The sequence below is a fragment of the Saccharothrix syringae genome, assembly GCF_009498035.1.
GTDB lineage: Bacteria > Actinomycetota > Actinomycetes > Mycobacteriales > Pseudonocardiaceae > Actinosynnema > Actinosynnema syringae.
Genome location: NZ_CP034550.1, coordinates 3,297,490 through 3,312,228 on the forward strand (window position 1 = coordinate 3,297,490; position 14,739 = coordinate 3,312,228).

At 74.7% G+C, this 14,739-nt stretch carries 1 protein-coding gene (only partly in view); it reads left to right on the top strand.

All coding sequences use genetic code 11. The features are described 5' to 3' along the window. Positions 1-14,739 carry the 5' portion of a hypothetical protein gene (locus EKG83_RS15030; protein ID WP_153278119.1) on the top strand. Its footprint extends 18,423 nt past the window's final position, so only the first 14,739 of its 33,162 coding nucleotides appear in the window; it begins with the start codon at positions 1-3; the stop codon falls past the right edge of the window.

Consider the following 14,739-nt stretch of genomic DNA (forward strand, 5'->3'; position numbering starts at 1 on the left):
GTGCCCGCTGAATTCGAGTCCTCCCTCGCCGGCAGCATCTTCACGATCCTGTTCGCGGGACAGCCCATCCCCCGGGTGAGCGTCAACAAGGCGCTCGCCCAGGCGGAGGCGTGGCGGCAAGCGGGTGGGCAGGTCGACCAGCTGTGGACGGGCGTCGAGAGCCTGACGGTGTCGCTGGGTGACGCGGTGAGCGACGAGATCGCCACCGGGTTCGCGAACATGATGAGGCCCTTCAACGGGATCGGCTCGCGGTTGGCGGGCTCGGTCGAACAGCCGGCGGCCCTGCTGCGGCAGATCGCCGAGGGGGCGAACTCCGCCGAGTACGGGATGATGGTCGAGTTCGCGCACACCGCGACGCTGATCTTCACCGTGCTGCCGACGCCGTGGGCGGCGGCGCTGGTGCCGCAGATCATCATGGCCGGCCGCATGGCGATCGCCAGGCTGCTGGAGCGCTTCGCCCTGTGGTCGAGGACTGCGGCGGTGGCGGCCTCGGAGGCGATGGAGGAGGTTCTCCAGGACGCCTTCGTGCAGTTGATCCAGTTCGCCGAGGGCGTGCGGCAGGCGTGGGACACGCTGAGCACGGGCTTGTCCGCCCTCGGTGGTGCCGCCGCGGGCGGCCTGATCAGCGGCATGAAGACGCTGGGGGACAAGTACTTCCCCGACTTCGCCGACACGCCGTTGTTCGGCGGCGTGGCCGAGGGCGTGGCCGAGGTGGTGGTGGACACCAACATCTCGCTGATGATGAACCAGGGGCTCGGCGACGTCTGGATGAGCGGCGTCAACGGGGTCTTCAGCGGCACTCTCGAAGGCAGCGTGGAGAAGTACTTCGGCGAGGACGGGCAGGACCTGCCGGAGATCGACCTGGACGACTTCGACGACCTCGCCGACGTCGTCGGGGACGAGGGGACACCCCACGGTGGCGGGGACGAAGGCGGGGACGAAGGCGGCGACCCGGGTCAGGAGGCGGAGCCCGAGGAGCAGGGGCCCGCGCCCGAGGAGCAGCCGAACGCCGGGACCGACCAACCGCAGACCCTCCTCGTCGGTGATCCCGAGCAGCCTCCTGCGGACGACCGGACGTGGCACGAACTCGGACCGCGGCCGGAGCAGGAGCCCGGTGGCGTCGAGGACGGACAGGAACCCGACGGGCAGCCGGGCGGGACGGCGCAGGAAGAACCGGCGGCGCAGGGGGAGAGCGGTCACGAGGAGGCCGGCGTCGGTGGTCCGGGCCGGGGATCGGGCTCCGGGCTGGGGGCGTTGAACGGCGCGGTGATCGGCGGGGCGGCCGCGATCGCCGCCGGCGCGTTGGTCGGCAGCGGCATGGCGCTGTCCGGATCGGGCAGCAGCGGCACGACCACCCCACCCGGTGGCAACCGGCAGGGTGGAGCCGACCAGGCCGTGGACAACCCGTCCGGTGGCGCGGACCAGCCGGGCGCGGGCCGGTCGGACGACGTCCAGCCGCGGCGGCCCGGACCGGGCGACACCCCGACGGACGGTCCGACGACCGGGACCGGTCCGCGGTCGTCGGCCGGCGAGGCGCTGCTCCTGTCGGACCCGAGCCCGGTCCAGCCCTCGACGCGGATCGACGTGCCCGGCCTGCTCGACAGGTGGGAGCAGATCGTCGCCTCGCAGGACACCGCCGTCCCGCACGACACCACCACCTCGCAGGACACCGCCACCGGTGAGCACGACCCGGGTGCCCGGGAGGGCGCGGCCGAGCGGAACGGGCTGCCTTCGGGGCAGCCGGGCGCCACGCCCCCGGAACACGGGCTGCCGCTGCCCGTCGACGCGGCGTCCGACGACCCGCTGGAGCTGTCGTCCCGGCCGCCGTCGCCGGTGCCGGGTTCGCCGGACGCGGCGGTGCCGGTCCCCCAGGAGGGGGCGGTTCAGCCGCCGGTCGTTTCGTCTCCGCAGTCCGGTGGTGGGCGATCGGAGGTGTCGGGTGAGCGGGTGCCGTTGTTGCCGGTGCCGTCGCCGCGCCCGTTGTCGTCTTTGCCTCCGTTGGCGGTGCCGGATTCGCCGAACGTGGCGTTGCCGTTGCCGGTCAACCGGGAGGGGCAGGCCCAGCCGCCGGTCGTTTCGTCTCCGCAGCAGGGTGGCGGGCGATCGGAGGTGTCGGGTGAGCGGGTGCCGTTGTTGCCGGTGCCGTCGCCACGCCTGTTGTCGTCTTTGCCTCCGTTGGCGGTGCCGGATTCGCCGAATGTGGCGTTGCCGTTGCCGGTCAACCGGGAGGGGCAGGCCCAGCCGCAGGTCGCTCCGGGGCAGCAGTCCGGTGGTGGGCGGCCGGGGGGACCGGCCACCGCGGGACCCGAGCCGGAACGCGGTGGCGCGACGGTCGAGGCGACGCCCGGTGTTCCGGTGGGGGATGCCGGCACCCGGTTCGAACGGGAGTCCCCCGTGGACCCCTCCGACCCGGTGCTCACCGCGACGACGGCCCCGGGCACCGAACCGGTGGACCTGGCGGGCGGGACGCCCTGGACGCGCGAGCTCCTGCGCGGCGAGGCCCGGGAGGCGCGGAAGGGGCTGCCGAACCCCGACCACGAGGTGGTCGAGCGGGCACGCGGGATCGTCGACGCCCACGCGGTGACCGACCCCGAAGTGCGCGAGGACCTGGTCGCCGTCGTGGCCGAGGACCTCCTCGACGTCGAGCCCGACCCCGACCGCATCGGGCGGATCCTGCGCGACCTCGCGGCGGAGGCGCGGCCCGGCGCCGACCGCGCGCACCCGCACCCGCGGGCAGGTGACGTCGTCACCTCGGGGCCGCACCCGGTGCTGGACGACGAGAGCTGGCGGCACCGCACCGACCGCACCGCGCCGTGGTTCGACCCCGACAGCGACCCCGACAACGACCTCGACGAGCGGGACATCACCGAGGTCCGGGCCTCCACCGCGGTCACCGGCTGGGTGCGCGGCGAGGACTCCGGGGTCGGCAAGGGCTCGACGGTCGCACCCGGTCGCGTCCACCTCGAACCGCGACGCGGCCGGATCGCCTACGACATCCGCCGGTTCGAGGTCGGGGGCACCCCCGTGGTCGACTTGACGGTGCGCCTGCACCTGCCGGGCGACCGGGAACTCCGCGACCGCGTGCGCCAGGGTGTGTCGGACCTCTACAACCGCGGCAACCGCCTGCCCGGGGGCGAGCGGTTCCACGTCACCGTCGAGTTCACCGACCGGGTCGACCAGGCCCACGCGTCGATCGACGTGCTCCCGGCAGGGGAGTGGAGCGACCAGACCCGCTGGGCGGCCGACGCCACCTCGCGGGAGCTGGCGCACGAGGTGGGCCACTTCCTGGGCCTGGTCGACCGGTACTTCGACAAGTCCGCGAACGCACCGGTCTTCCAGGACGCGGACGGGCGCGGGCGGGTGGTCGAACGCGACCACCACGCCCTGCTGCCGCAGGACCTGTGGCTGGTGCAGACGCGGATGCGGGCGCTGGAGAGCCGGGTACGGCCACAGGCCGAGCCGTTCGTGCGCGACGCGCCCATGCCCCACGCACCGCCCCGTCATGGCGGCTCTGTTCACCTCGTGGACTTTTCCCCGTATGGCAATGCCGTGGGGGGTCTGGTGGTCCGCAGCGCCCCGGACGACGCCACCGATTGGTGGGGCGTCTACGGCAACATCGCGTTGCCCAGGGAGAGCGAGGCTTATTACGTCTTCGCCCGGACCGCACCCGAGGGGCGGTTCCTGGTGAACGGCGCTGCCGTTGCCGGTTCCCGGCTCGCCGAGGAGGTTCGCTGGGCCGCGTCGTTCCGGAGTACGGGCGAGGACGTGACGGTGCTGCTGGTCACCGACGCGACCGGGGACGCGCACGTCCCCGAGGCCAGGGCGTTCGCCGCCGCGCTGCGGGGGCCGGGCGGTTCGCGCCGCGCGGTCGTCACCAACAACGCGGCCGACCTGTCGAAGACCGGGTCGTTCGAACTGGTCTCCGAGGTGACCCCGGACGAGGTCGTGGCCCAGCAACTGGTCGACGCGCAGGGCAGCCACTACGCCGTGGCCTTCCCCTCGAGCGACAACTGGGCGAGCACCTGGCGTCGCACGGCCCTGACCGCGAACGACCAGTCGCACCGGATCACCGTGACGCGCGACTCGGGCAGACCGGCCGAGCGGGGCCCCTTCCGGCAGGACCCGGCACCGTGGGCGCGCAGCCTCCAACCGGGGCGCGTGCCCCCGGTGCAGTTGTTCCTGGTCGCCTCGGACGGCCGGGTCGCCACGATGACGCGGGCCGGCTGGCTCGCGCGCCACAGCCCCGAGAGCTTCGCCGGGATCCTCTTCGCGCACGAGGTCTTCCAGCGGTTGGCAGGCGGGCCGGTCCGGGCGCCGCTCGCGGTCATGAGCAGCACGCCGGTGAACGACGACACCACCAACCAGCGGCTGCTGGCCGAGCTGAACCGCCTGACCGGCCCGCGTCCGACCTTCGAGTACGCCGGACCGTTCGCCTACAACCGCGACCGCAACATGATGGTCCTCCCCGAGGGGGCGCGCTTCCGCGAGGGACCGCCCCTGGCCCCGGGTGACCTGCGGCAGTTCGTCCACGGCGACGTGTTCGGCTTCCCGATCAGCGAGTTCGCCGCCGACGCCCAGCGCTCCTTCGCCGAGGCGCTGGACCGCGGCGAGGTGCCCGACGGCCCCTGGCGGGGTGGACCGCGCCCCGTGTTCGTGGTCGTCACCGGCAACGCCGTCGGTGCCACCGTGGTCGCCCGGGACGGCGGCCTGCTGAACCTCGGCGGCCAGGAGTTGATGGACTACCTGCTGCGCGACGAGCGGTTCACCGCGGCGCTCCGGGCGGAGGGGCCGCGCCCGGCCGGGGGTGGGTCGCACCCGCGGCGACCGGTCGTGCTGATCGGCGACCACGGCGCGCAGCGGGTGGGCATCGGCGGGTTCGGCTTCGACTTCGCCGGACCGCTCCAGGCCGCGAACGACTTCCGCGACGTCTACGCGTCCACGGAGCTGTCCGCGATCGGGCTGACCGGGTTGACCGCCTCGCCCGACTCGCGGTTCGTCCCGGTGTCGGTCCCCCGTGCGGGACGCCTGCTCAAGACCGCGCTGACCACGGCCGACGGCCGGGTGGTCGCGTTCCTGATGCGCACACCGGGAGACGAGCAGGTCCTCGAGCGGTTGCGCGTGTGGGCGCTCAACACCGGTCCCGCGGCCCTGCACCAGGTGCTCCGGACCGATGGCGGCAGCTTCCCCCCGATGTGGTCCGAGAAGGTCATGCCGGTCGTGCTCGTGCTGTCCCGCAGCAGGGACGGCTACCGCGGCCTGCGCGGCGACGGGCTCGTCGGTGCCGCCGACTCGGCTCGGCTCGCGCAGATCCTCCGGGACGACCTCGAACTGCGCGCCGCGGCGGACGTCGAGATCGCCGTGCCGATCGTGCTCGCGACCCTCGACGGACCGGTCGTCGACCTGCGGCGATTCGCCGAGGGCATGGTGCCCGGCGGCTACTCGCGCAACTTCTTCGGCTTCAACGGCGCGACGGACTTCCTGCCCGATGGCCGGATCATCACCGAGGCCACGGAGATGCAGCAGGTCAGGCCGATTCCGCCCCGGCCGGACACCGTGGTCGGCCTCCCGCACGTGCACCCCTCCACGGGAGAGGTGTACGGCCAGATGTTCCCCAGCGAGGACCTCGACACCGCGATGCTCACCGCGGTGGGCATCAACGAGGCCCGCGCAGGCCGGGACCACTACTACCGGAAGTTCCGGGAGCCCGGTGGTCGGGGGTTCCTCAAGGCGGCTCGCAACCCGTGGCACGGCACGCTGCCCTGGTACGTCGACGGTCACGGCTACGAAGGGGGGCTGGGCTTCCGGTTGCGGACCGGGGACCCGGACCGCTGGGGTGATCGCGTCCCGACCAGGGGGCCCCGGGCGGCGAGGCTGATCCACGGCAGCGCGATCTTCAGGTCCGCCGGTGTGGACCCGAGCAGGCCGATCGTCTTCGGGCACTGCGACATCAACCACGTGGACCCCGAGCGGGGAATCCTCGTCGCCGAGGTCTACGGCCTGCGCGCCCAGTGGGAGCAGGACCTCGGCCCGGTGACGATGTACGCGGTCGACGAAGGGCTGATGCGCCCGGTCGTGAGCGGCCGGAGGATCGTGCAGGGTGGCGGCACCTACGGGCCGGCACTGCCCGCCGGGGCCTCGCGGCCACCGGTCGAGTACCTGCCCGAGCACGACACGTACGACGTGGACGACGTGGACGACGTGGCGATCACCATGGCGCTCCCCGAAGGGGCGCCAACCCGCGACGCGACGCGACCGCCGGTCGAGCAGCCACCCCTGCACGACGACCGCGCCCCGCACGACGCGGCCACCACCGCGCCCCGGGACGGGGAGCCGGCTTCCGAGCGGGACTCCGCGCCGGTGGTCCTGTCCTCCCGGTCCATGCCCGACTACTTCCAGCGCAACGAGGCCCTGGGACCGATCACGGCCACCGACCCGACCGGGGTCGAGCAGGTCACCGACACCCTGCGCAGGCTGGTCTCCGAGGTCCCGGCCCCCCAGCCGCGGGGCATCGGGCGGATCAAGGCGGCCGCGGCCGGGCTGTGGTCGCGGGGACCCGCCCCGGTGCGCGGCCTCGACCGGGTCGAGCGCGCCATCCGCACCGAGTTCGGGTCGCTGATGGGCGACGGTCGCGCGTTCCAGCTGGAACTCGGCGGCAGGTGGTTCGACGCGCACGTCACGGCCACCCTACTGGCGCCGCTCGACGAACTCGGGGCGCTGGTCACCCCGCCGGCACCGCTGCACGCGGACAGCCGGTTCGAGAACGCGGTGACCTCGACGACCGTCACCGCCGAGCACCACTCCGCCGACATCGGGGTCGCCGCGCTGGTGAGCCAGGGCGTGGGCGCGTACGGCATCGTCGCGCTCCGGGCGCCCCACGCCGCCCCGCACACCTCCTCCGTCGTCACCGCCGGCGTCCTCCACCAGCACATCCTGCGCTCCGGTCCCACCACCACCGCCGTCCTGCCGGTGCGCTACGAGATCGTGCTCACCGACGCCGCGGGCGAGGTCGTCGGTCGCGGCGTGCTGCCCGCGGAGGACACCGCCGAGGAGAGGGCGGAGCACGCCACGCCGCAGGCGAAGGCACCCGACGTCGTCCTCCAGCTGCCCGACGAACTCACGAGTGCCCTCGACTCCGGCACGCGGTCGGACCCGGTGAGGCCCGACGACCCGAACTGGGCCGACAAGCTCGAACACCCCTTCCCCGAAGCCGTCGTCGGCTACCGGGTCGACGAGGTGTTCAAGGCCGCCGCGGGCGGGATGCACCCGTCGATCACCAAACCGGGCGCCGACGGCCGCACCGCGCTGCGCGACTTCCTCAACCGGGACAGCGTCCGGAACCGGCTGGTCGACATGCTCGGCGCCGGCGTCGTCTCGCCGCTGCTGAGCAGCCCCCACGGTGCTCACGCCGACGTGGTGGAGGCGAGGCTGGAGCCGGGGGAGGTCCAGCTCCTCGGAACGGACGCCGCCGGGAAGCTGCGCAGCCGCGAACAGGTGCTCGGCGGCACCGGCACCAGCGCGGCGATCGAGGCGGGCTTCGACGTCCGGGTGTCCGCGGGTGGCGGCGTGGGGCTGCCCCACCCGGCGGCCTTCGGCGGTGGTGGCCTCACCGGTGGCTTTTCGGCGCGCACCCAGGACGGCTCGTCGGCGGGCAGCACGACCACCACCCGCACCGGTGTCGAGATGAGCGGGGGTATCGGCCTGTACCGGGTCTCCGCCGACCTCAGGGTGTCCCCGCCCGCAGCCGCCGACGTGGTGGTCCCGGTGTCGGTCTACCTGCGACTCGGGCTCGGCGAAGCGGCCCGGCTCGGCCTGCCCGTGCCACCCGGCACGGCCCCCCTGTTCAGCGATCCCGGCACGCGCCACCAGCTACCCCACGTCGCGGCCAACCTCGCTGCGGGCAGCGGCAAGGCCGGTCGGTTCGAGGCGGCGAAGCAGGTGCTCCCGCAGGTCAAGGAGGCCCTGCGAGCACTGCCCGGCTTCGAGGACTTCCTGCCCGTCCCGAACCGGTCGGACGTGCGGCCCGAGCTGAGCGGCCGGAAGTCCGTCGACGCGGTCGAGCAGCTGAACAACCTGCGCAAGCTGACCGCGAAGCTGTCGCCGACCGCGCTGCGGACGAGCCTGGAGGACCTCCAGAACGGCGGGGTGTCGGTCCGGCTCAAGCGGCGGGGCCGGTTCTCGAACGACTACCTCGACGTCGTCGTCAAGGCCCGCCTCGGCAGCGGTGAGCACCTGGGCTCGGTCTCCGACCGGATGGTCCGCCACTACACCGCGGTCAGCCCGAAGCTGGGCAGTTCGACCACCACGAAGAAGCTGTGGAGCATCGGTGGCGAGGGGCGGGTCGGGCGCAGGCAGCGCTCCGAGACCAGCGCCGGCGCCGCCCTCGTCCAGACCGCGCTCAGGTTCTTCAGGGTCAGGACGACGCGGACCGGGGCCGGTTCGGTCGTGGAGAGCTCGTCGCTGAACATCGGCCACCCCACCGCACAGGTGTTCCGGCACGACATCGAGTTCGACATCGAGATCACCTCCTTCCGGCGCCGCCCCCACTGGTTCCACGGTGCGCCCAGGCCGGCGGTCGTGGCGCGCACGGCGTCCACCGCGCCGGTCGCGCCCGTCGGCCCGGTCGCGCCCGTCGACCCGGTCGCCCCCGCCGGCCCGGTCGCGCCCGCCGACGTGACCGCACAGGCCGGCCCGGACGCCGGAACGGGGGTGTCGGCCCCCGCCGGTCCGGGCGCGCCCGTCGAACTGACCCCGATCCGGGGCGTGGTGCACCTGTGGATGGAGGACGGCGCGACGACCGCGGCCGACCCGGCGGAGTTCACGCCGGGCGAGCCGCGGGTCGAACGCCTCCCGGCGGGCGCGACCATCGCCTCGCTCCTCAATCCCCGCACGCGGCGCGCGGCGCCCTTCCCGTGGCTGCACGTGGAGGCCGTGGCGCACACCGCCACCCTCCAGGCCGAAGCCCGTCGGGTGCTCGACGAGGCCGCGGGCGGCGACACCTCGCTGACGGCGCGCGGCACGACCGCGCGCGAACAGCTCGACCGGATGCTCAGCCCGTCGAACATCAAGGCGAACCTGCACCGCATGGCCGAACGCGCCGTGCTGGAGAACCACCTCCACTACAACCGGGGTCCGGTCAAGCGCGTCGGTGCGCTCGGCATGTCGGTGGACCTGTCCAACCCGCGCCTGGTGTCCGTCTCGGACGGCACCGCCTCGGAGAACTCGCTGACCGGCGGCTCCTACGCCGCCTCCCTCCGGGGCATCACCAAGGCGGTCGACTGGATCTTCAGCATCGGCGGCTCCGGTCGTCGCAACGCCCTGGCGCCCCGCGGGGTGGGCGGTGTCGGCGTGATCACCAGGTGGGTGCCCTGGCTGCGCTCGAAGGCGAGGGCCAAGCAGAACGTCGGCCTGGTGGAGCGCAACCGGCTGACCCCGAAGGGTGCTCGCACGGTCCTGGCCCAGGTGGACGCGCGGTTCACGGTGGTGGGGGAGAGCCGTGACACGAGGTCCTTCCGGGACGGCGCCGGCGCCGGCGCGACCGTCGACCTGCCCGGCGGCGTGTTCCTGCGGATCAGCGAGCAGACCGCCGTCGAACTCGGACTGCTGCCCGACGTCGAGGCGGGGCTCGCCGACGCCGGGGGGACCGGACCCGGTGCCGCGACGGGCACCGCGACGGGCACCGCGCCGGCACCGGGGACCGCGGGCGAACCCGCCGCCGACCACGTGCTCCAGCCGCCGGCGCTGCTGAACCCCGGCGGGCCGAGCACGTTGGCGCTCGCCCTGCTGGAACCCGACGGGACCCCCGACCTGGCCGGTGTGGTCTGGGACCTCGTCGAGAAGACCAACCAGCGGCTCGACGGCTTCATGCTGCCCACCGTCATCCCGGACTCGATGCTGGACGACCTCATGGGCAACCTCCAGCGCCTGGTCGACTTCTCCTCACCCACCAGCGTCAAGGCCCTCGTGAACGCGGCGCTGGACGGCGGTGTGCCACTGCTGCTGCACCGGCCCGGACGCCTCGTGGGCAAGGACGTCTACCAGGTCACCCTGAAAGCGGAGGTGACCGACAAGACCCGCTTCGTCGACGTGGTCAACGACGGGGTGGGCCTGGAGCACCTGGTCATGGGTGTGCGCGACTCCGTCGAGCGCTTCACCCGGGGCAACGGGTGGAACGTGCTGCTGCGCGGCCTGGGCGGCCACGCCCTCGCCACCGACGACACCCACCAGCCGATCAACTCGGTCGGCGCCGTGCCGTCGGCGGGGGTCGGGGCCACCGAGTTCGAGACCACCGTGCACACCACCACCGACACCTTCGCGCACCTGCGCGGTACCGGTGGGCCGATGGCGCGCTACCAGTTGCCGCTCCGCTTCACGCTGGTCGTGGAGAAGGGCGCCCGCACCCTCGCGGAGACCGGCGGCGACCGGCAGGACTTCCTGCTGCGCAGGCAGGCCGACGCGGTCAGCACCGCGGGCCGCGGCCGCGCCCCCTACCGGGCCGAGGTCCACCCCAGGTCGACGCTCGTCGGCCTGGCCGGCCTGGAGCTGTGGCGCTCGGAGGGCGTCACCCCGCCGCTCAAGGCGTCGACGGAGGGCCTGGTCGGCGTGACGGACCTGCGGCAGGTGGCGATCACGGCGTTGCGCGCCGCGGTGTCCCGGGACCTGCCCGAGCAGGCGACCGAGGGCCTGCCGGAACTGACGGGCAAGGGCACCGGACCGCTCAACGCCCTGTTGTCGGCACTGAGCCAGGAGCAGTTGGAGGCCGCCCTGCCGGGCATGGCCCGGGGTGCGGTGCTGGAGCTCCCGGACCTGCACGAGTCGTCCGCCGGCCGATCGGCCAGGGCGGGCCTCGAAGTGCACGCCAGGCTGCGCGCGCCGCGGTTGAACAGCCTGAGCGACCAGGTGTACGACTTCGACATCACCACCGGCGGGGTCACCACCGCCAACACCGCCGGCCGGGTGACGACGGGACAGGTCTCGCTCGCCCTCGGCCGCGGCAACTACTACCACGTCGACCAGGACGCCGCCGGTGACACCGACCTGGAGAACTCGTTCCACCTGCTCAGCGGTGGGGTCGACGCCCAGCGGATCGCCGCGGGCATCGGCCTGGCCGCGGGCGAGGCGTTCGACCGCAGGCAACCGGACCTGATCGACTTCAGCCGCAGCGCCGTGGTCGACTTCGACGTGGACTACCGGGTCGTCGCCGACCTCGGCGACGGCCGGATCGCCGTCTACGACCTGGTCACCACCCGCTCGGCCGACCTGAGGATGCCCGCTCGGGAAGCCGAGGCCCTGCTGGGCAAGCCGATCGACGGCGCCCTGGCCGAGGCGCAGGACGCCGTGCGCGACGCGGACCACGCGTGGCGGGAGGCGGAACTGGCCGTCGACGCGGCGCGCCACCGGACCCAGGACCTCGTCCTCGAACTGGAGCGGGCCGAGCAGGACCTGCGGGCGGTCGAGCGCGCGTCCGGCACGGCCGACGCGCACCACGCCGCGCGCGAAGGCGAGCTGTCGTCGTTGCGCGCGTCGCTGGCCGAGTGGCGGGAGAAGCACCGGGCCGCGGAGGCGGACGCCGACGGCAGTCGTGACTCCCTCGACGACGCCTGGGCGGCTGAACGCCGCGCCTGGGACGTCTTCGGCGACGCCGAGGTGGACCTGTCCGCGGCCCGGAGTTCCCTCACCGCGGCCGAACGGCTGGTCGAGCAGCGGCGACGCCTGGTCGACGCGGTGGACCGGGAGGTGGCCGAGACCGGTCGGGCGCTGGCGGAGCAGCGGGAGGAAGCCTTCCGCAACGTGCTGCTCGTGGAGCTGAGCCACCTGGAGCGGAACGCCGACGAGGCGAGGGCTGGGCTGCGTGCCTCGCAGGACGGGCTGAACGCCGCCCGGGAAGCCGTCCAGGAGGCCGAGCACGCCCTCGACGCGGCCCGCGGGGGCATCACGGCCGCGGAGGAGCGCGTCACCGCCGCGGAGGAGGCCGTGGACGCGGCCGAGCGGCTGGTCGCGGAAGTCGCGCGGACGGCCGGGAGCGTCGAGCGGGTCGTGCGCCGGTCGAGCGACGCGGCGGAGCGGACGCGCGCCGACCGGGATGCCGCCCGCGAGGCGCACGAGGCGGTCGTGCGGCGCGTGGCCGACCTGCGCGACCGGGCCGACGCGGCCAAGGCGGAGCTCAAGCGCGCCCGTGCGGTGGCGGAGGACCGCAAGGGCGCCTGGTGGCGGGCGAAGGCGGCGGTGGACCGCGAGATCGCCGCGTACAACGACCGGCCCGCGCCGGTGCCCGCACCGGCCACCGCGCCGGCCGGGGTCGCCGACGACCGGCCGGTCGAGCTGCCCGGCGTGGGCGGCGGACCCGCCGGGGTGGGCTTCCCGCCCGCCGCCCCGGAGCCGCGGGTGGACGACACCCCCGTCGATCCCCGGGACGTGGTGTCGGTCGACCTGGTGGATGGGACGGGGAACCGGGTCGGTGTCGGTTTCCTGCGCGACGGCGAGGCCGACGTCGTGCGGTCCTCGTTCACCCGGGGCGTCGCCGACCGGCTCCCGGGGTCGACCGGGGCCGGCGCGTCGCGCTTCCACGTCGCGGTGCACCACGACGAGCGCGGTTTCCACGTCCCGTTGAAGTCGGGGCGCGCGGTGGAGCTGGACGATGCCGCCTTCCTCGGCCTGCTGCCCGCGATGGGCCTGCACCGGGACGCGTCGCTGACCGTGCTCAGCTGCTCGGTGCGCGACGGCGAGGCGCTGCGCGCCCTGGCCGCGGACCGGGGGCACCGGGGTGGGGTCGAGTCGTTCCCGACGAGGGTGGAGCTGACCGCCGCCGGCGGGTTCCGCGAACTGGGCGAGGGCGACGTGCCGTCGGGGGCACCCGGCACCGTGCTCCTCGGCGGTCCCGAGCCGACCGCCGACGGCGCGGCGCGGCGGTGGACCCGGGACTCGGTACCGCCGGCCGCGGACCGGGCGCGCGAGTTCGTCGCCGCCTTCCCGCGCACCGAGCGGACCGGGGTGTCCAGGCAGGCCGACCTGGTCGTGGCGGACAGCTTCGACCCGACCGCCCTGGCCGACGAGGCCCTGCGCGGCGACCTCGTCGCCATCGTCACCGGCTCGTTGCTCGGCCGCTCCGGGGTCACCGCGACCCGTGCCCTGGCCCGGGACATCGCGGCGGGGCTGGGCATCGCGCCACCGGCCGGCCACGTGGCGGACCCCGCGCCGCCCCCCGCCGCGGCGCGCCTGCGGACCAGGACGGCGCCCGCCGTCCCGGCGTCCGCCCAGTGGACCGGCGAAGCCCTCCGCGAGGCCCGCGAAGAGGCCGCGGCGCTGTTCGCCGACCTGCCCGCCACCCTGCGCGACCGCGCGTACCGCCAGGCCAGGGGCATCGTGGCCATCGCGGTCGACGTGGACCGGCTCACCGGCCCGCTGCACGACGACATCGTCCACACCGCCGCCATCGCGATCGCGCTCGCCGACCGGGGACCGGCCGCCCGGCAGGGCACCGGCACGCCGGGGGACCGGGCGACCGGCGGCCGGCTGGAGGCCCTGAGGGTCGTCCGGCGGATCGCCCGCGACCTGGGCGTGCCGGACCTGCCGACCGGCGGGGACGACCGGCCGGTGCTCGAACTGTCGCTGGTCCACGGGCCCGGCGGCGGGCCCGTGCCCGAGCAGTGGGAGCGGGTCGACGCGTTCCGGCAGCACCTCGTCCAGGAGGTCGCCTCCCGCGCCGACCGCTACGAGCCGCCGAGCGTGCTCGTCTCCGGTCCGGGCGAGGCGGCGGCCCGCGTGGCGGCGGAGCTGCGCGGCGCGGGTGTCGAGGTGACCCTCGACCCCGTCGGCCCGGCCGGCCGGGTGGACGTGCGGGTGGACTGGTCGCTGCGGGCCACCGGCACGCGCGTGCCGGCGGGGCCGCCGACCGGGACCGCTTTCGCGGCCGGTCCGGGGATCGCGGCCGGTCCGGGGATCGCGGCCGGTCCGGGGACCGCGATCGGTCCCGACACCGCGGCCGGCCCGGGAACTGCGGCCGGTCCGGAAACTGCGGCTGGCCCGGACACCGCGATCGGTCCCGACACCGCGACCGGCGAACCGGCGCGGGAGCGGCGGGCGCGCGACATCCTCGCCGACGAGTCCTGGCGGCACAGCCGGGACCGGGACGCCGCCTGGTTCCGGCGGACCGACCCCGTGCCCTCCGACGCCGTCCGCGCGGCCGTCGCGCGCGCCACGTCCGCGGAGCGGGTCCGCGGTGAGGACCCCACCGTGAGCGGCCGGTCCGCGATCACGCCGACCGGCATCAGCCTCGACCGCGTCGACTCGCGGATCGCCTACGACACGGTCGTCGTCGACGTCGGCGGCGTCAGGGTGCGCGACTTCACCGTGAAGCTCTTCCTGGACCCGGTGGACGGCGCGGACGGCACCGCGGGCCACGCTGGCCCGGAGCAGTTGGCCGAACTGCGCGACCGCGTCGAACGGGGTGTCGCGGAACTGCTCAACCGCGGCAACCACCTGCCCGGTGGTGAGCAGTTCCACGTCACGGTGGCGTTCACCGACTCCCCCGGGGAGGCCCACGGGCACATCCGCGTCACCCCGGCCGGTGCGCGGGCCGACCAGGTCCACTGGCCGGTGGACGTGACCCCGCAGGTCGCGGTGCACGAGCTGGGTCACTTCCTGGGCCTGCGGGACGAGTACGCCTCGGCTGCCGGGCCGGTGCTGAACCGGCACGAGGACCGCGGTCGGGCGGTGTCCGACGACGGCCTGATGGGCGAGGCC